Origin of the sequence: Naasia sp. SYSU D00948 (assembly GCF_017916515.1) — a bacterium.
In the GTDB taxonomy this organism is placed as follows: Bacteria; Actinomycetota; Actinomycetes; order Actinomycetales; family Microbacteriaceae; genus Naasia.
The window spans coordinates 3,050,778-3,068,953 of the sequence record NZ_JAFMTA010000001.1 but is presented as its reverse complement, the minus strand read 5'-3'; the positions used below and the strand labels follow the sequence as shown (position 1 = coordinate 3,068,953).

Genomic DNA, 18,176 nt, shown 5'->3' with positions numbered 1-18,176 from the left:
TCGGTCGCCCCTCCTCCCTCCACGGCCCTCCCCGCGCTCCACTTTCCTCCCCGGCGACCTCCACTTCCCTCCCCGCCGCGCGCACCGTGCCCCTGAGCGGCGGCAGCAGGGCCTCCGGCACCCGCCGAAGCCGGCCGATCGCCGTCACTCGACGCCCTCCGCGGCGTCTTCCCCTCCACCTCTCTCCCCGCCGTGACTTCCGCGTATTTCCGCGGCGAGGAGCACCTGGCAACTCGCCGTGAAGGGTCCTCCACCCCCGTTCGGGGATTGGTGAGGGGAGGGGAGTGGAGTAAAGTGGAGGGAACTGGATCGGACGGGAAGGGTGGTGGCAATGCCGTGTTCCTCGGCACCTACACGCCCAAGCTCGACGAGAAGGGGCGGATCATCCTCCCGGCCAAGTTCTGGGACGAGCTCGCGGGCGGCGTCGTGCTGACCCGGGGCCAGGAGCGCTGCATCTACGTCTTCAGCAATCGCGAGTTCGAGGAGGTGGTAGGCCGCATCCGGCAGGCTCCCGTCACGAGCAAGCAGGCGCGCGACTACGTGCGTCTCCTGCTCTCGGGCGCGCACGCGGAGACGCCGGACAAGCAGCACCGGGTGACGATCCCGTCGACCCTGCGCGGCTGGGCCGGTCTCGACCGCGACCTGGTGGTGATCGGGGCGGGCAGCCGTGCCGAGATCTGGGATGCCGAGGCATGGAACGCCTACGTGTCCGAGAACGAGGACGACTTCGCGAACACCGCGGAGGAGGTGATCCCGGGACTCTTCTAAGCCGCGAGCATCGCGGCTCAGCCCGCCGTGCGACTCCCAGCCGTCTTGTCTCCCTGGCACACTTCCCCGGTGCCAGGTCGACTCGGACGGATGGGGATCGGGCGGCGGGCCGGAACCGGCACATCATGGAAGAGAACGCCATCCACCAGCCGGTGCTGCTGGAGCGCAGCATCGAGCTTCTCGCACCTGCCCTCGACAAGGAGGGCGCCGTCGCGATCGACGGCACGCTCGGCATGGGCGGCCACTCGGAGGCCCTGCTCGAGCGCTTTCCCGGCCTTCGCCTGATCGGCATCGACCGCGACCAGGACGCCCTCGGCATCGCGGGCCGCCGCCTCGCCCGCTTCGGCGACCGCGCCGTCCTCGTCCACTCCGTCTACGACCGGATCGGCGAGATCGCCGACGAGCACGCGCCGGGCGGCGTCGACGCGATCCTCCTCGACCTCGGCGTCTCCTCCCTCCAGCTCGACCGCGAGGAGCGCGGGTTCTCCTACTCGAAGGACGCGCCGCTCGACATGCGGATGGACGCCACGTCGCCGCTGACGGCGGAGAAGGTCCTCGCCGAGTACTCCGAGGCGGAGCTCCGCCGCATCTTCTACGAGTACGGCGAGGAGAAGCTCGCCCCGCGGTACGCGAAGCGCATCGTCGAGGCCCGCGAGTCGGCGCCCCTGCGCCGGTCGAGCGAGCTCGTCGCCCTCATCACCGCGGCCACTCCGGCCGCGGTCCAGCGCGCCGGTCATCCGGCGAAGCGCGTGTTCCAGGCCCTGCGGATCGAGGTGAACGGGGAGCTCGCCGCACTCGAGCGCGCCCTCCCCGCCGCCCTCGACTCCCTCGTCGTCGGCGGGCGCATCGTCGTGCTCGCCTACCAGTCCCTCGAGGACCGGCTCGTCAAGCGGGAGTTCGCCCGCCGCTCGACGTCCACCGCCCCGGCCGGCCTGCCCGTCGAGCTGCCGGAGCACCGTCCCGAGTTCCGCCTCCTCGTCCGCGGCGCCGGCCGCGCGACCGAGGAGGAGATCGCCGCAAATCCTCGCGCGACACCCGTACGCCTGCGCGCGGCCGAGCGGCTCCGAGCCTCCGCCTCCGGGCGGAGCACCGCCACCCGAGACACCCGACAAGGAACACCATGAGCCTCGCCACCGCTGCACTCCGCCGTCCGGCCACGCCGGCCGGCCCGTCGCTCGAGCCGGCGCCGCACATCGAGCTCGTCCCGCCCGCAGCGGGCCGGCGCGCCCGCCCGCGCGTCCTCTACGCGGGCGTCGTCGTCGGGGGTCTCGGCGCCCTCATGCTGTCGCAGCTCCTGCTGAGCATCGCCCTGTCGGACGGCGCGTACACGATCGACGCTCTGCAGACCGAGCGCAAGGAGCAGGCCCGTGCCGTCCAGCAGCTCACCGAGGACCTCGGCCGGCTGTCCTCCCCGCAGAACCTCGCCGCCAATGCGGAGGCGCTCGGCATGGTGCAGAACACGAACCCGGTGTGGCTGCGGATGTCGGACGGCGCGGTGATCGGCACGCCGGCGCCCGCCGCGGGTGCGGGCGTGCTCGCCGCCTCCGGCTCGCAGGTCGCGAACGACCTGCTGACCGGTGTGCCCCTCGTCACGGTTCCCGCCGCGGGCGCCGAGGGCGCGCAGGCGCTCCCGGGCCAGCTCGGCGCGCCGGCTCCCGCAACGCCGGAGCAGGCTGCCGGGACGACCGCGCCCGCGGAGCTACCGTTGCTGGCGGCGCCCACCACGCGCTAGGCGGAACGAGAGGATCTTCGTGACGAGACGACGCTCCCGCCGCCGCATCGCGGCAAGCGCCCTCGCCCTCCTCGCCGTCCTCGCGGTGTTCCTCGTCCGCCTCATCGACATCCAGGTCGTCCACGCGGACTCGCTGAACGCCGAGGCCGAGGACAAGCGGTCGATCCCGCAGACGATCATGGGCGTCCGCGGCGACATCTACGACTCGACCGGCGTGCTCCTCGCGCAGAGCGTCCTCCGCTACGACATCACGGCGTCGCCGCGCACCGCGGTCAAGTCGGAGGTCACGCCGCAGCAGGCGGCCGAGCAGATCGCGCCCATCACCGGCCAGAAGCCGGAGGAGCTCGTGGCGGCGATCCAGAGCGCCGTCGAGAAGGACCCCGACTCGGACTTCGCGTACCTGTCGAAGGCCGTCGACGCGGCGGCCTTCGAGCAGATCCGGGACCTCGAGATCCCGTGGGTCTACTACCAGGCGAAGCCGGCCCGGGTGTACCCGAACGGCGCGGTGGCTGGCAACCTCGTCGGCTTCGTCGGCTCCGAGAACCAGGCACAGGCCGGGATTGAGCTCTCGGAGGACGAGTGCCTCGCCGGCGAGGACGGCAGCGAGGTCTACGAGCGCAGCGCGGACGGCGTGCGCATCCCCGGCAGCACGATCGTCACGCAGGAGGCCGTGAACGGCGACGACATCGTCCTCACCATCGACAGCGACCTCCAGTGGTTCACCCAGCAGACGCTCGCCACGTACGCCCAGCGGTGGGAGGCGGCGTGGGGCACCGTCGTGGTGCAGGAGGTCGAGACCGGCCGGCTCCTCGCGGTCGCCGACTATCCGACGGTCGATCCCAACAACGTGTCGGCCACCGCCGACGTCGACGTGTCGTCCCTCGGGTCCCGCGCGTTCACCGCGCCCTTCGAGCCGGGCTCGACGTTCAAGACGCTCACCGCGGCGTCCCTCCTGGACGCCGGCCTCGCCACGCCGAACAGCGAGGTCGTGGCGCCCTACCGGTTCACGACGCCCGAGGGTGCCGACGTCAACGACAGCACCCGGCACGAGACCTGGAACCTCACGCTGACCGGCGTCCTCAAGGAGTCCAGCAACACCGGTCTCGCCCAGCTCGGCCTGCTCATGACCCGCCAGCAGCGGTACGAGTACATGCAGCGGTTCGGGTTCGGCGCGCGCACCGAGGTCGGCTTCGGCGGCGAGGAGGGCGGCGACCTCAACGGCGGGCCCGACTCCTGGGATGCGCAGACCAACCTCACGACCATGTTCGGGCAGGGCCTCACGGTGACCGCGGTGCAGATGGCGAGCGCCTACCAGGCGATCGGCAACGAGGGCGTCCGGATGCCCGTGTCGCTCGTCCAGGGCTGCCGCGCTCCCGACGGGACGATCACCGACGCCCCGCCGACCGAGGGCACGCGCGTCATCTCGGAGCAGGCTGCGCGCCAGACCGTCGACATGCTCGAGAACGTCGCAGGCAAGGGCTGGCTCGCCAGCCAGATCGAGATCCCGGGCTACCGGCTCGCCACCAAGACCGGCACGGCCCAGCACGCGGACGGCTCCGGCGGCTACGCGTCGACCTACATCGTCTCGCTCGCCGGACTGGCCCCCGCCGACGACCCGAAGTACGTCGTCTCGGTGACCCTCGCCGACCCGGTTAAGATGAACACGTCGGGGGCCGCAGCGCCGGTGTTCCGCGAGATCATGACGCAGGTGCTCAAGCAGTACGCGGTCGTGCCGTCGGGGACGAGCTCGCCCGACCTGGCGACGAACTACTGACCCGCACTGCGGGGGCCCTGCGGGGCGCACAGAACGAAGGGACCGCAACCTGTCCTCGTCGCTCCGCCCTGAGCATCCCGTGCCGCGCTCGCTGGCACGGCTCGCCGAGGACTTCGCGCTCGAGACCCGCGGGGCGTTCGACGACGTCGAGGTCACCGGGGTCGCCGCGGATCCGGGCGACATCGAGGCGGGCGACCTCTTCGTCGACGTGGCCGGGCCCCGCGCCGCTGTGTCGACCGCCGAGCTGCGAGAGCGCGGCGCGGTCGCGCTCCTGACGGATCCGGCGGGAGCGGAGCGGGCCGGCGACGACCTGCCTGTGCTCGTCACCGCGGCGCCTCGGGAGGCCGTCGGCGACGTCGCCGCCTGGGTGTACCGGACCACCGAGCATCCGCCCCTGCTGTTCGCCGTCACCGGGACGACCGGCAAGACGAGCGTCGTGCACCTCCTGGACGCGCTCCTCGGCCAGCTCGGCGTCCCCACGGGGTTCAGCTCCACCGCGGAGCACAGGGCCGGCGACGACGCATCGCCCGCGGGTCAGGGCGAGCCGGACGCCGCGCAGCTGCACGCCCTCCTCGCGCGGATGCGGGAGAACGGAGTGCGGGCGGCGGCCATCGAGGTGTCGGCGCAGGCGCTCACGGACGGACGGGTCGCCGGGCTCGAGTTCGACGTGGTGGGCTTCACGAACCTCGCCGCCGACCAGCTCTCGGACTACCCCGACATGGAGGCCTACCTCGCGGCCAAGCAGAACCTCTTCGACCCGGATCGCGCCCGGCGCGGGGTCGTGGACGTGGACGGCGACTGGGGCAGGCGGGTGGCCGACGAGTCGCGCATCCCGGTCGCCAGCGTCGCCACCACCCCCGGTGTCGCCGACTGGACCGTCACGGTGGACGCCGAGGATCAGCTCGGCAGCGACTTCACCCTGGTGGGCCCCGGGGGCACGTCCATCTCCGCCCGGGTGCCGCTCGTCGGCCGCTTCATGGCGACGAACGCCGCCCTCGCGATCGTGATGCTCGTGGAGTCGGGCTTCGAGCTCGAGGCCATCGGGCACGCGATCCAGCAGGACGGCGGGATCCCGGTCACGGTCCCGGGACGAGCCGAGCGCGTGTCAGGGGAGGGGTCGCCGGCCGTCTACCTCGACGCCGCGGCCAGCGCAGGGGCGCTGCGCACCACCCTCCGGGCCCTGCGCGCGGCCACCCCGGGGCGGCTTCTCGCGGTCGTCCCCCTGGCGGAGGCCCCCGATCCGGCCGCCCTCGCCGAAGCCGCCGCCGAGGAGGCCGACGTCGTCGTCCTCACCGACTTCCCGCCGGGTTTCCCCCGGCCTTCCGCCGCCGAAGAGGCGGCCCGAGGAGCAGCGGGCACCGTCCTGCTGCACGAGATCCCGGACCCGCGGCAGGCGCTGCGGCTCGCGATCTCCCTCGCCGAACCCGGCGACTCCGTGCTCCGCGCGGGGCCCGAACACCAGCACCACCAGGAGACCTCCGACGTGAAACACGCCTACACCGCCCGGGACGACGCCCGGCTCGCCCTCCAGGAAGCCGGCTGGAGCGTCGCCTCGTGATCGCGCTCTCGCTCGCCGAGATCGCCTCCGCGGTCTCGGGACAGCTGCACGCGGGCGCGCCCGGCGCCTCCGGCGAGACGATCGTGAGCGGAGCCGTCGAGACGGACTCCCGCGAGATCGTGCCCGGCGGCATCTTCGTCGCGAAGCCGGGGGACGCGACCGACGGCCACCTGTTCGCGCCCTCCGCCGTGGAGCGGGGTGCCGCCCTGCTGATCGTCGAGCGGATCCTCGATCTGCCGGTGCCGCAGATCCTCGTCGAGGACTCCGTGGTCGCCCTCGGCGCGCTGGCGACGGAGGTCGTGCGCCGGGTGAAGGCCCGCGGCCGGCTCAAGATCGTCGCGGTGACCGGATCGAACGGGAAGACGACGACGAAGAACCTCCTCGCCGCCATCCTCGGACGGCGCGGCGAGACGGTCGCCGCTCGCGAGTCCTTCAACAACGCGGTCGGCGGGCCGCACACCATGCTGCGGGTCACCGAGACCACGGAGTTCCTCGTCGCCGAGATGGGCGCGAGCGGGCACGGGGAGATCGCCCGGCTCGTGCGCATGGCGCATCCGGACGTGGGGATCGTGCTCAAGGTCGGCCTCGCGCACGCCGGCGAGTTCGGCGGGATCGAGCGCACCGTCGAGGCGAAGTCGGAGATGGTGCGCGACCTCCTGCCCGAGGACGTCGCCGTCCTCAACGCGGACGACTTTCGCGTGGCGGGGATGGCCGAGCTCACCCGGGCGCGGGTGCTCTGGTTCGGCCTCGCCGGCGGCGACGTGCGAGCGGCGGACGTGCGGGTCGAGGCGACCGGCACGAGCTTCACGCTCCATCTCCCGGGGGAGGAGCCGCAGCCCGTGCGGTTCGCGGTCATCGGCGAGCACCACGTGATGAACGCGCTGGCCGCGGCGGCCGCGAGCTCCGCGCTCGGCGTCCCGGCCGGGGACATCGTCGCGGGACTCGAGAGCGTCACGCGCGCCGAGCGGTGGCGCATGGAGGTCCTGCCCGGTCAGGACGTGACGGTCATCAACGACGCCTACAACGCGAGCCCCGACTCGATGGCCGCCGCCCTCAAGACGCTCGCCCAGATCGCCCCGGGGCGCACGGTCGCCGTCCTCGGGCAGATGAGCGAGCTGGGGGAGTTCGCGGACGAGGAGCACGACCGGATCGGGCGCCTGGCCGTCCGGCTCAACATCGGTCAGCTCGTCGTCGTGGGCCCGGGCGCCCGCCGCATCCACCTCGCGGCGGGTCTTGAGGGCTCGTGGGACGGCGAGAGCGTCTACGTGGACGACCTCGACGGCGCCGAGGAGCTCGTCGCCGGACTGCTCCGACCGGGGGACACGGTGCTCGTGAAGTCGTCGAACTCGGCGCGGCTCCGGTTCCTGGGCGACCGGCTGGGAGAATTGGTCTCGTGCAGGCGCTTCTGACTGCGGGGGCGGTCTCCCTCGCCTTCTCGCTGTTCCTGACCCCTCTCTTCATCCGGCTCTTCCGGCGCCTGCAGTGGGGACAGTTCATCCGGGACGACGGTCCCGTCACCCACCATGCGAAGCGCGGCACCCCGACCATGGGCGGTCTCGTCGTCATCGCGGCGACCCTGATCGGCTACTTCGTCGGGATCCTCTCCGCCGGCGAGCCGATCCAGATCAGCGCCCTGCTGGTGCTGTTCATGTTCGTGGGGCTCGGCGCGGTCGGCTTCCTGGACGACTACCTCAAGACCCGGAACCAGCGCAGCCTCGGTCTCGGCGGCTGGGCGAAGATCCTCGGCCAGGTCATCGTCTCGGTGGCGTTCGCGCTGCTCGCCCTCCAGTTCCCGAACAACCACGGCCTGACGCCCGCGACCACCGCGGTGTCGCTGTTCCGCGACACCCGATTCGACTTCGTGCTCCTGTTCGGCGCGATCGGCGGGATCATCGTCTACGTCGTCTGGGTCTCGCTCATCGTCGCGAGCACCTCGAACGGCGTGAACGTCGCGGACGGGCTGGACGGTCTCGCCACCGGGTCCTCGATCTTCGCGATCGGGGCGTACATCATCATCGGGTTCTGGCAGAACAACCAGTACGCGTTCGCCGTGGGCCTCGATCCCGACGTGGCGTACAAGGCGTACTACGTGCGCGATCCGCTGGACCTCGCCATCGTCGCCACGGCGATCGTCGGCGCCCTCGTCGGGTTCCTCTGGTACAACACCTCGCCGGCGCAGATCTTCCTCGGAGACACCGGCTCGCTCGCGATCGGCGGCGCCCTCGCGGCGCTCGGCGTGCTCAGCCGCACCGAGCTGCTGCTGGTCCTCATCGGCGGCCTGTTCGTCATCGTGGCCGGCTCGGTGATCCTGCAGCGCGCCTACTTCAAGATCACGCATGGCAAGCGGATCTTCCTCATGAGCCCGCTGCACCACCACTTCGAGCTGAAGGGGTGGGCGGAGGTCACCGTGGTGGTCCGGTTCTGGATCATCGGCGGGCTCCTCGTGGCGGCCGGGGTCGGCGCCTTCTACCTCGAGTGGCTGTCCCGATGACGGACGCGATCACGGGGAAGGGGCTCGACGGTCTCACGAGCTGGCACGCCGACTGGCGGGGCCGCAAGGCACTCGTGCTCGGGCTCGGGGTCACCGGCTTCGCGGCAGCGGACACCCTGATCGAGCTCGGCGTCTCGGTGCTGGTGGTCGCCGACCGGGCCCCGGCCGACAAGGCGGAGCTGCTGGACGTCCTCGGCGGCCGCCTCGTCGAGGGCGGCGACCCGGCCGCCCAGACCCGGGCCCTCGCCGAGTTCGCGCCCGACTTCGTCGTGGTGTCTCCGGGGTACCACCCGGATCACCCGCTGCTCGCCGCGGCCGCGCAGTCCGGCATCCCGATCTGGGGCGACATCGACCTCGCCTGGCGGGTCCGGGACAAGACCGGCACCCCGGCCGAGTGGGTGACGATCACCGGGACGAACGGCAAGACGACCACGACCCGCCTCGTCACCGCCATGCTCCAGGCCGACGGGCGGCGTGCGATGGCCTGCGGGAACATCGGCACGCCTGTCCTCGACGCCGTCCGCGACCCCACCGGGTTCGACGTGCTGGTGGTGGAGCTCTCCAGCTACCAGCTGCACTGGATGGAGCTCGTGTCGCCGTGGGCGAGCGCGTGCCTCAACATCGCGGACGACCACCTCGACTGGCACGGCTCAGCCGCCGCGTACCGGACCGCGAAGGGGCGCGTCTACGAGCGCACCAAGGTCGCCTGCGTCTACAACCTCGACGACCCGGTGACCGAGGAGCTCGTGCGCGAGGCCGACGTCGTCGAGGGCGCCCGGGCCATCGGCTTCGGCCTCGGCGTCCCCGGCCCGAGCGACCTCGGGATCGTCGACGGCATCCTCTGCGACCGCGCGTTCCTCGAGGAGCGCCGCACGAGCGCGCTCGAGCTCACGACCGTCGAGGAGCTCCACGCGGCGGGCCTGTCCGCACCGCACGTCGTCGCGAACGTCCTGGCCGCCGCGGCGCTCGCCCGCTCCCTCGACGTTCCGCCCGCCGTCATCCGCGACGCCCTCCGGTCCTTCCGGCTCGACCCGCATCGGATCGAGGTCGTGGCCGAGGCGGACGGCGTCCGCTGGGTCGACGACTCCAAGGCGACCAACCCGCATGCCGCCGACGCCTCCCTCGGCGCCTTCCCCTCGGTGGTCTGGATCGTCGGCGGCCTGCTGAAGGGCGTCGACATCGGCGGGCTCATCGAGCGCCGCGTGGACCGGCTGCGCGCCGCCATCGTCATCGGCGCCGACCGCGCCCCCGTCCTCGACGCGTTCGCGCGACACGCCCCGGGGGTGCCCGTCCACCCCGTCGAGGAGCGGAAGACTGAAGAGGTCATGACGGTGGCCGCGCGCCTCGCCGCCGCGGCCGCCCACCCCGGCGACGTGGTGCTCCTGGCCCCGGCTGCGGCGTCGATGGACCAGTTCGACGACTACGCCCACCGCGGCCGCTCGTTCGCGGCGGCGGTCCGAGACCTGCTGGGAGGCGGCGACGATGACGAGGACCACCCTCCCGCCGGCTGAGCCCGCCGCACCGGGGAGCCCGTCCGCCGGCATGGCCGCCCGGATCCGGCTCGGCCGGGCGTTCTCGGCCGAGTCCGGCAGCTACTTCCTTCTGCTCGGGACCACGGTGTTCCTCGTCGCCTTCGGCCTCGTGATGGTGCTCTCGTCGTCCTCGATCGAGTCGTTCGTCGACGACCGGAACCCCTTCTCCGCCTTCCTCACGCAGGGCGGCTGGGCGGTGATCGGACTGCCGGTCATGCTGATCCTGTCGCGCGCCCCGCTGCGCTTCTGGCAGCGGATCACGGTGCCGGTGCTCTTCGCCGCCGTGGTGCTGCAGCTGCTCGTCTTCACTCCGCTCGGCTACGGGTACGGCGGCAACCGCAACTGGCTCGACCTCGGCTTCGTCAACATCCAGCCGTCGGAGCTCGCCAAGCTCGCGCTCGTCCTCTGGCTGGGCCAGGTGGTGTCCACGCGCCACCACCTGCTCGACGACGGCAAGCGCCTGTTCGGGCTCGTCGTGCCGGTCGCGACGGTGCTGATCGGGCTCGTCCTGGTCGGCCGCGACCTCGGGACCGTCATCGTGATGGCGTCCATCGTCTTCGGCGCCCTGTTCTTCGCCGGCGTGCGGCTGCGCTACCTGGCACTCGCCGGCGCCGTCGCCGCGGTGGCGGGGATCCTCGTGTCGCGCATGAGCGCGTCGCGCGTGGACCGCATCAACGCGTGGCTGAGCGGATGCGAGACCGACTACCTCGACACCTGCTGGCAGATCAAGCACGGCACGTGGGCCCTCGCCGCCGGGGGCGTGTTCGGCGTCGGGCTCGGCAACTCGAAGGCGAAGTGGTCCTGGCTGCCGGAGGCGGACAACGACTTCATCTTCGCCGTCATCGGCGAGGAGCTCGGCCTCCTCGGCGCCGTCGTCGTGCTCCTGCTGTTCGTCGTGCTCGGCTTCGCGTTCATCCGGATCCTCAACACGGCCCCCGACCGGTTCTCGCGAACCGTGACGAGCGCCATCATGGTGTGGGTGCTCGTCCAGGCCTTCGTGAACATCGCCGTGATCCTCGGCGTCCTGCCGGTCCTCGGGGTCCCGCTCCCGCTCATCTCGTCCGGCGGCTCCTCGCTCATCACGACACTGGTCGCGATCGGCGTCGTGCTGTCGGTCGCGCGCGCGTCCACGTCGCCGTCGCTCGACGACGCGCCGCCGCCCGTCCGGCCCTCGCGCCGTCCCGGACGGAACGTGGTCGCGTGACCTCCTGGCTGCTCGCCGGCGGAGGCACCGCCGGTCACGTGAACCCTCTGCTCGCCGTCGCCGACGCCATCCGGCGCCGCCGGCCCGAGGACTCCGTCGCCGTGCTCGGCACGGCCGAGGGCCTCGAGGCGCGCCTGGTCCCCGCGCGCGGCTACGAGCTCATCACCATCCCGCGGCTGCCGTTCCCGCGTCGGCCGAATCGCGCCGCGCTGTCCTTCGGGCCCGCCTTCGCGCGCACGGTGAGCGGCATCGCCGAGACTCTCCGGGAGCGCGGCATCGACGGCGTCGTCGGCTTCGGCGGCTACGCGGCCGCTCCCGCCTACCTCGCCGCGCGCCGCGCCCGCGTCGACCTCGCGCTGCACGAGGCGAACGCGAAGCCCGGGATGGCGAACCGCCTCGGCGCGCGGCTCACGGAAGCGGTCGGCGTCGCCTTCGCCGGCACGCCCCTGCCGCATGCCACCGTGGTCGGGATGCCGCTGCGCCGCGAGATCGAGACGCTCGACCGGCAGGCGTCGCGCCCCCAGGCCCTCGAGCTCTTCGGCCTCGACCCCGACCGTCCGGTGCTGCTCGTGACAGGGGGCTCGCTCGGTGCGCGGCGGATCAACGGCACCGTGCACGCCGCCGCTCCGGCGATCCTCGAGGCGGGCTGGTCCATCCTGCACATCGTGGGCGGCCGGTCCGAGGTCGAGGACCCGAAGCTGCCTGGGTACCGGATGCTGGAGTACTGCGACCGGATGGACCTCGCCCTCGCGGCCGCGGACTTCGCGGTCTCCCGGGCGGGAGCCGCCACGGTGAGCGAGCTCGCGGCCCTCGGGATCCCGGCCGTCTACGTTCCGTACCCGGTGGGCAACGGCGAGCAGCGCTTCAACGCGCGGGGCCTCGTGGACGCCGGCGGCGGCATCCTCGTCGACGACGCGGAGTTCCAGCCGGCATTCGTCCAGTCCACCGTGCTGCCGCTGCTCCGCGACCCCGAACGCCGGCAGGCGATGGCCGCCGCGGCCGCCCGCACCGGTGTGCGCGACGGGGCCGACCGGATGGTGGACCTGCTCCTCGCAACGCGGTAGCCCCTTCCCGGACGCCCCCACCCGACGACGTACCCTGGAGACCGTGCCGATCAAGCCTGACCTCTCGCTGCCTCTCCCCGACGAGCTGGGGGCCGTGCACTTCGTCGGCATCGGCGGCTCGGGGATGAGCGGGATCGCCCACCTGTTCCTCAAGGCGGGACACCGCGTGTCCGGGTCCGACCGGAGCGAGGGGCCCTATCTGCCCGCCCTCCGCGAGGCGGGCGCCCGCATCACGGTCGGCCATGCCGCGGAGAACGTCGGCGACGCCGACGCCCTCGTCGTCACGAGCGCCCTGTGGCAGGACAACCCCGAGTACGTGCACGCGCTCGAGCACGGGATCCCGGTCCTGCACCGCTCGCAGGCCCTCGCCTTCCTCACCCGCGGCAAGCGCGTCGTCTCGGTCGCCGGCGCGCACGGCAAGACGACCTCGACCGGCATGATCGTCACCGCCCTCCTCCACCTCGGCGCCGATCCCAGCTACGTCAACGGGGGAGTCATCTCCTCGCTGGGGCGCAGCTCGGCGGCGGGATCCGGCGACCTGTTCGTGCTCGAGGCCGACGAGTCCGACGGATCCTTCCTGCTCTACGACACTGCGGTCGCCCTCATCACCAACGTGGACGCGGATCACCTCGACCACTACGGCAGCTCCGAGGCGTTCGACGCCGCCTTCGCTGAGTTCGCCTCGGGCGCGTCCGAGTTCGTCGCCATCTCCGCCGACGACCCCGGCGCGCGGCGGGTCGCCGCCCTCGTGCCGGGCACCCGGACCGTCTCCTTCGGCGAGAGCGCCGGAGCCGACGTCCGCATCTCGCGGATCCGCACCGACGGGCCGGCCGAGGCCGTCCTCACCTGGCAGGGGCGGGACTACGACCTCCGGCTCCAGGTGCACGGCCGGCACAACGCGGTGAACGCCGCGGGCGCGTTCGCGGTCCTCACCGGTCTCGGCTTCGAGCCGGCCGCCGTCGCCGAGGCGCTCGGGCAGTTCGGCGGCACGAAGCGGCGGTTCGAGCTGAAGGGCACCGTCCGCGGCGTACGGGTCTACGACGACTACGCCCACCACCCCTCCGAGGTGGCCGCGGCCCTGGCCGCGGCTCGCACGGCCGTCGGGGAGGGGCGGCTCATCGCGATCCACCAGCCGCACCTCTACAGCCGCACGCGGCTGATGGCGCCGCAGTTCGCGCAGGCGTACGAGCGGCTCGCCGACTACACGGTCGTCCTCGACGTCGACGGCGCCCGGGAGGACCCGGTTCCCGGGGTCACCGGTGCGCTCGTCCAGGAGGCCTTCGCGGACCAGAGCAAGGTGGCGTACCTCCCGGACTGGGACGAGGCCGCCTCCCGCGTCGCGGACATCGCCCGGGAGGGCGACATCGTGATGACCCTCAGCTGCGGCGACGTCTACCGGATCATCCCGCAGGTGCTCGAGTCCCTCTCGGCCCAGGCGAACGTCGGGTGAAGCGGCCCGTCGGGTTCGACGCCGCTCCCTCCCGTCCCGAGACCTCCGGCGCGTCCGCCCCGCCCCGCGCTCCGCGCGCGACCGAGGCAGGGGACGTCCGCTCGGCGTCCCGCCTGCTCCGCCAGGCCTCGCGGGAGCGGAAGCGCGCGGAGCGCGCCGAGGTGCGCCGGTTCACCCGGCACACCCGCCGCCGCCGCATCTCCGTCCTGGTCGGCCTGGCCGTGGTCGCGGCCCTCGCGGGTCTGGTCCTGCTCGGGACCTTCTCCCCGCTCTTCGCGCTGCGCACCATCGAGGTCCAGGGCGCCTCGCGGGTCGATGCCGCCGAGGTGGTCGAGGCGGTCTCCGGCGAGCTCGGCAAGCCGCTGCCCATGGTGAGCGAGGAGGCGATCCGCTCCGCCCTCGGCGAGTTCACGCTCATCGAGAGCTACACGACGGAGAGCAGGCCCCCGGACACGCTCGTCGTTCGCATCGTGGAGCGGACTCCCGTGGCTCTCCTCGCCACGGCCCGGGGATTCGACCTCGTCGACTCGGCCGGCGTCACCCTCCAGTCCTCCGCGACGCGCATCGAGGGGTTCCCGGTCGTCGACCTGCAGGGCACGACCGTCGACGACGTCCCGTTCACCGCCGCCGCCGAGGTGCTCGTCGCCCTGCCGGCGGAGCTCCGCGCCCAGGTCGACACGATCTCGGCGCGGACCACGGACGACGTCTCCCTCGTGCTCACCGGCGGTCAGCGGGTGGTGTGGGGGAGCGCGGACGACTCGGTGCGGAAGGCCCAGCACCTCACCGCGCTGCTGCTTCAGGAGCCGACCACGGTCACCGAGTACGACGTCTCCTCGCCCGGAGTGGGAATCATCCGCTGAGGCTGACGACACGCGGCGGGCCTCCGGGACGACCGGACCCGGGCGCGTACCGTCGAGGACAAGAAATGCTTCACCAAGCAGGACTTTAACCCTCAAGAACAACTTTAGCCATACCCATACCCGACGGAGGCCGTAGTGACCAACAACCAGAACTACCTGGCAGTGATCAAGGTCGTCGGCGTCGGTGGGGGCGGCGTCAACGCGGTGAACAGGATGATCGAGCTCGGCCTGCGGGGAGTCGAGTTCGTCGCCATCAACACGGACGCGCAGGCCCTTCTGCTGAGCGACGCCGATGTCAAGCTCGATGTGGGCCGCGAGCTCACTCGAGGCCTCGGAGCCGGAGCCGACCCCGAGGTCGGACGCCGGGCTGCCGAGGACCACGCGGAGGAGATCGAGGAGGCCCTGGCCGGGGCCGACATGGTCTTCGTCACGGCCGGTGAGGGCGGCGGGACCGGGACCGGCGGCGCGCCGGTCGTCGCCCGCATCGCCAAGTCCATCGGCGCCCTCACGATCGGTGTCGTCACGAAGCCGTTCAGCTTCGAGGGCAAGCGCCGGCAGCAGCAGGCCGAGCGCGGCGTCGAGGCCCTGAAGAACGAGGTCGACACCCTCATCGTCGTGCCGAACGACCGGCTGCTGGAGATCAGCGACCGCGGCATCAGCATCATGGAGGCGTTCCAGACGGCCGACCAGGTGCTCCTCGCCGGTGTCCAGGGCATCACCGACCTGATCACCACCCCGGGCCTCATCAACCTCGACTTCGCGGACGTCAAGAGCGTCATGCAGGGGGCGGGATCGGCGCTCATGGGCATCGGCTCCGCACGGGGCGCGGACCGGGCGATCAAGGCGGCCGAGCTGGCCGTCGCGTCGCCGCTGCTCGAGGCGAGCATCGACGGGGCCCACGGCGTCCTGCTGTCCATCCAGGGCGGCTCGAACCTCGGCATCTTCGAGATCAACGACGCGGCGAAGCTCGTCCAGGAGGCGGTGCACCCGGAGGCGAACATCATCTTCGGCGCCGTCATCGACGACACCCTCGGCGACGAGGTCCGGGTCACGGTCATCGCGGCCGGATTCGACGGCGGCGAGCCGAACCCGAAGCACGAGGTGCGCCGGGGCGGCTACTCCGAGCCGGTCCACACGCCGGCAGCGGTCGCCGTGGCCGCGGGCTTCCCGAGCGTGGCCGAGGGCGCGACCGGGTCGCAGGAGTGGCAGGCCGTCGCCGATGTGACGACCCTCACCCAGACGACGGACCTCGACCACGGGTACGACGAGGACGACGACGACCTGGACATCCCCGACTTCCTGAAGTGACGTCCGAACTGGGCGACCGCCTCGCCGCCGTCCGCAGCCGCATCGCGGAGGCGGCGGTGCGGAGCGGCCGCCCGGCTTCGGCCATCACCACGATCGTCGTCACGAAGTTCCAGCCGATCGAGCTCGTGCGCGAGCTGCGCGAGCTCGGGGTCCGGGACTTCGGCGAGAACCGCCACCAGGAGGCGCGCGAGAAGGCCGCGCTCCTGCCGGACGTGCGCTGGCACTTCGTCGGGCAGCTCCAGGGGAAGAAGGCCCGGCAGGTGCGCGCGTACGCCTCCGTCATCCACTCGGTGGACCGGCTCCCGCTCGTGCAGGCGCTCGACCTTCCCGGCGATCCGGTCGACGTCTTCCTGCAGATCAACCTCACCGACGACCCCGAGCGCGGGGGAGCGGCGCCGAACGACGCCCCCGCCCTCGCCGAGGCGATCGCCGCGGCGCCCGGCCTCTCCCTCCTCGGGGTGATGGCCGTCGCTCCGCTCGGCGAGGAGCCGCGGCGCGCCTTCTCCCGCCTCCGCGGGATCGCCGACACGGTGCGCGCCGTGAGCCCGGACGCGACCGCGATCTCCGCCGGCATGTCCGGCGACTTCGAGGACGCGATCGCCGAGGGAGCGACACACCTTCGCATCGGCACCGCAATCACGGGCTCCCGCCCGGCCCGCGCTTAATCTCGGACAGAAGCCACCCCGAAAGGTTCCTCATGTCGAATCCGATCCGCAACGCGATGGTCTACCTCGGCCTCGCCGACGAGCCCGAGGACTACGAGGCGCCCGCCGCGCCCGCCGCCCCCGCCCAGCAGCACCCCGCGCCCGCTCCCGCCGCGGTCCCCGCCAAGGCGACCGTCACGGCGCTCCCGCGGCGCTCCGCCGTTCGGGCTCCCGCGCCGAGCGAGATGAACGAGATCCTCACCGTGCACCCGCGCCAGTACAAGGACGCGCAGGCCATCGCGGAGAGCTTCCGCGAGGGCGTGCCGGTGATCATCAACCTGTCCCAGATGACGGAGGCGGACGCCCGGCGGCTCATCGACTTCGCGAGCGGCCTCTCCCAGGGCCTCTACGGCAAGATCGAGCGCGTCACCAACAAGGTGTTCCTGCTCTCGCCGGCGCACGTCGCCGTCTCCGGCGACACCACGACGGCGGACGAGACCCACGAGTCCTACACCCCGTGACCTTCCCGAACCCCCGGGTCCCAGCCTCGTCCTGAGTCCACAGTCCCGGAGCGCCGAGTCCCGGGCCGCACGAGCGGTCCGGGACTCCGCGTGTCCGGGGCCCGAGCGCGGCCTGGGAGAATGACGGCGTGAGCTTCAGCCCGCTGGCGATCGTCGGCCTCGTCCTCTACTTCGCGCTCCTCGTCTACTTCTTCATCATGTGGGCGCGGTTCGTCCTCGACCTGGTGCAGTCCGTCTCCCGCAGCTGGCGGCCCCGCGGCGCGGTCCTGGTGGTCGCCGAGGTGAGCTACACGGTGACCGACCCGCCGATCCGCTTCTTCCGCCGGATCATCCCGCCGCTGCGCATCGGGCCCGTCGCGCTGGACTTCGGCTGGAGCATCACGATGCTCCTCGTGCTCGTCGGGATGTACGTCGCCTCCAGCCTGTCGCGCTTCGGGTGACTCGCCGCGCCCGTTATCGTGGGATCTCCGAAACGATGTGACTCGTTCGGGTGATCCCGGCATCGCCCGCTAGCGTGGTCCTCGTCCTCCGAACACACCAAGAGTTTCTGAAGGTGGCACAGCATGGCCCTCACCCCCGAAGACGTCGTCAACAAGCGGTTCCAGCCGACCAAGTTCCGTGAGGGGTACGACCAGGACGAGGTCGACGACTTCCTCGACGAGGTGGTCGTCGAACTCCGCCGTCTCGGGCAGGAGAACGAGGACCTCCGCCAGCGGCTGATCGCCAGCGAGTCCCGCATCGCCGAGCTGCAGCGCAGCGGCGGCGGAGCGCCCGCGGCCGCCGCGGCCCCGGCCGAGCAGCCCGCACCGCAGCCGGCTCCTCAGCCTCAGCCGCAGCTGTCCTACCCGTCCGCCGCCGCCACCGTGGACGCCGCCTCGATCGACCCGTCGAACACCAACAACCTGCTGCAGCTGGCGCGCCGCCTCCACGAGGAGCACGTGCGCGAGGGCATCGAGAAGCGTGACGCGCTCATCGCCGAGGGTCACGCCACCGCCGCCCGCGTCGTCGCGGAGGCCGAGGCCAAGCAGCGCTCCCAGATCTCCTCCCTCGACCAGGAGCGCGCGCTCCTCGAGCACCGCATCGACGAGCTGCGCACGTTCGAGCGCGAGTACCGCCAGAAGCTCAAGGGCTACATCGAGGGCCAGCTGCGCGAGCTGGACGCGTCGGGCGGCGTGAACAGCACCGGCAGCTACGGGAACGTGGGCGCCGGGCAGCCGCAGGCGTTCCAGGCCTTTGGCGGCGTCTGACCGAACTGCAGGGGAGCCCGCCG

General features: G+C 72.3%; 17 protein-coding genes. All 17 read left to right on the top strand.

The features are described from left to right. Positions 1-336: 336 nt before the first annotated feature. The 17 genes from mraZ (at position 337) to J3P30_RS14250 (ending at position 18,153) form a co-directional block, all read left to right on the top strand. Positions 337-768 carry a division/cell wall cluster transcriptional repressor MraZ gene (gene mraZ / locus J3P30_RS14330; RefSeq protein WP_210481676.1) on the top strand — a complete coding sequence of 144 codons (432 nt, stop codon included), beginning with the start codon at positions 337-339 and terminating at the stop codon, positions 766-768. A gap of 125 nt (positions 769-893) precedes the next feature. After that, a complete protein-coding gene (gene rsmH / locus J3P30_RS14325) occupies positions 894-1,892 on the top strand; it encodes a 16S rRNA (cytosine(1402)-N(4))-methyltransferase RsmH (RefSeq protein WP_210481675.1) in 999 nt (332 codons plus the stop codon). Then, a complete protein-coding gene (locus tag J3P30_RS14320; protein ID WP_210481674.1) occupies positions 1,889-2,500 on the top strand; it encodes a hypothetical protein in 612 nt (203 codons plus the stop codon). Before rsmH ends, J3P30_RS14320 begins: the two co-directional genes overlap by 4 nt. 19 nt (positions 2,501-2,519) lie before the next feature. Continuing rightward, positions 2,520-4,274 (top strand): penicillin-binding protein 2, encoded by a 1,755-nt coding sequence (locus tag J3P30_RS14315; RefSeq protein ID WP_210481673.1) that lies wholly within the window; start codon positions 2,520-2,522, stop codon positions 4,272-4,274. 79 nt (positions 4,275-4,353) lie between these two features. Next, positions 4,354-5,832 carry a Mur ligase family protein gene (locus J3P30_RS14310; protein ID WP_307807520.1) on the top strand — a complete coding sequence of 493 codons (1,479 nt, stop codon included), beginning with the start codon at positions 4,354-4,356 and terminating at the stop codon, positions 5,830-5,832. Then, positions 5,829-7,241, top strand: coding sequence for a UDP-N-acetylmuramoyl-tripeptide--D-alanyl-D-alanine ligase (murF, locus tag J3P30_RS14305; RefSeq protein WP_210481672.1), 1,413 nt, complete (start codon positions 5,829-5,831; stop codon positions 7,239-7,241). Before J3P30_RS14310 ends, murF begins: the two co-directional genes overlap by 4 nt. Further along, positions 7,226-8,323 carry a phospho-N-acetylmuramoyl-pentapeptide-transferase gene (gene mraY / locus J3P30_RS14300; protein ID WP_210481671.1) on the top strand — a complete coding sequence of 366 codons (1,098 nt, stop codon included), beginning with the start codon at positions 7,226-7,228 and terminating at the stop codon, positions 8,321-8,323. The genes murF and mraY overlap by 16 nt, the downstream gene beginning before the upstream one ends. Continuing rightward, on the top strand, positions 8,320-9,834 hold the full coding sequence (gene murD, locus J3P30_RS14295; protein WP_210481670.1) for a UDP-N-acetylmuramoyl-L-alanine--D-glutamate ligase: 1,515 nt from the start codon (positions 8,320-8,322) through the stop codon (positions 9,832-9,834). Before mraY ends, murD begins: the two co-directional genes overlap by 4 nt. Further along, positions 9,806-11,059, top strand: coding sequence for a putative lipid II flippase FtsW (ftsW, locus tag J3P30_RS14290; RefSeq protein WP_210481669.1), 1,254 nt, complete (start codon positions 9,806-9,808; stop codon positions 11,057-11,059). Before murD ends, ftsW begins: the two co-directional genes overlap by 29 nt. After that, on the top strand, positions 11,056-12,123 hold the full coding sequence (locus J3P30_RS14285) for a glycosyltransferase (protein WP_210481668.1): 1,068 nt from the start codon (positions 11,056-11,058) through the stop codon (positions 12,121-12,123). The genes ftsW and J3P30_RS14285 overlap by 4 nt, the downstream gene beginning before the upstream one ends. A 43-nt stretch (positions 12,124-12,166) precedes the next feature. Beyond that, a complete protein-coding gene (murC, locus tag J3P30_RS14280; RefSeq protein WP_210481667.1) occupies positions 12,167-13,573 on the top strand; it encodes a UDP-N-acetylmuramate--L-alanine ligase in 1,407 nt (468 codons plus the stop codon). After that, positions 13,570-14,433 carry an FtsQ-type POTRA domain-containing protein gene (locus tag J3P30_RS14275; protein ID WP_210481666.1) on the top strand — a complete coding sequence of 288 codons (864 nt, stop codon included), beginning with the start codon at positions 13,570-13,572 and terminating at the stop codon, positions 14,431-14,433. The genes murC and J3P30_RS14275 overlap by 4 nt, the downstream gene beginning before the upstream one ends. Positions 14,434-14,568: 135 nt before the next feature. Beyond that, entirely contained in the window at positions 14,569-15,741 is a 1,173-nt protein-coding gene (gene ftsZ, locus J3P30_RS14270; protein ID WP_210481665.1) for a cell division protein FtsZ, read from the top strand. Beyond that, a complete protein-coding gene (locus J3P30_RS14265; protein WP_210481664.1) occupies positions 15,738-16,406 on the top strand; it encodes a YggS family pyridoxal phosphate-dependent enzyme in 669 nt (222 codons plus the stop codon). Before ftsZ ends, J3P30_RS14265 begins: the two co-directional genes overlap by 4 nt. A gap of 32 nt (positions 16,407-16,438) precedes the next feature. Further along, the gene (locus J3P30_RS14260; RefSeq protein WP_210481663.1) at positions 16,439-16,906 is read left to right on the top strand and encodes a cell division protein SepF; all 468 of its coding nucleotides are present in this window, start codon (positions 16,439-16,441) and stop codon (positions 16,904-16,906) included. Between the two features lie 128 nt (positions 16,907-17,034). After that, positions 17,035-17,346: a YggT family protein gene (locus J3P30_RS14255; RefSeq protein WP_210481662.1), complete on the top strand. Its 312-nt coding sequence runs from the start codon at positions 17,035-17,037 to the stop codon at positions 17,344-17,346. A 123-nt stretch (positions 17,347-17,469) separates the two neighbouring features. Next, positions 17,470-18,153: a DivIVA domain-containing protein gene (locus J3P30_RS14250; RefSeq protein WP_210481661.1), complete on the top strand. Its 684-nt coding sequence runs from the start codon at positions 17,470-17,472 to the stop codon at positions 18,151-18,153. Positions 18,154-18,176: the final 23 nt, after the last annotated feature.

Bases quoted from the DNA above. Each gene is read 5' to 3' on its own strand.
- rsmH (WP_210481675.1), top strand. From the start codon at position 894: ATGGAAGAGAACGCCATCCACCAGCCGGTGCTGCTGGAGCGCAGCATC.
- J3P30_RS14260 (WP_210481663.1), top strand. From the start codon at position 16,439: ATGTCGAATCCGATCCGCAACGCGATGGTCTACCTCGGCCTCGCCGAC.
- J3P30_RS14320 (WP_210481674.1), top strand. From the start codon at position 1,889: ATGAGCCTCGCCACCGCTGCACTCCGCCGTCCGGCCACGCCGGCCGGC.
- J3P30_RS14250 (WP_210481661.1), top strand. From the start codon at position 17,470: ATGGCCCTCACCCCCGAAGACGTCGTCAACAAGCGGTTCCAGCCGACC.
- murD (WP_210481670.1), top strand. From the start codon at position 8,320: ATGACGGACGCGATCACGGGGAAGGGGCTCGACGGTCTCACGAGCTGG.
- ftsW (WP_210481669.1), top strand. From the start codon at position 9,806: ATGACGAGGACCACCCTCCCGCCGGCTGAGCCCGCCGCACCGGGGAGC.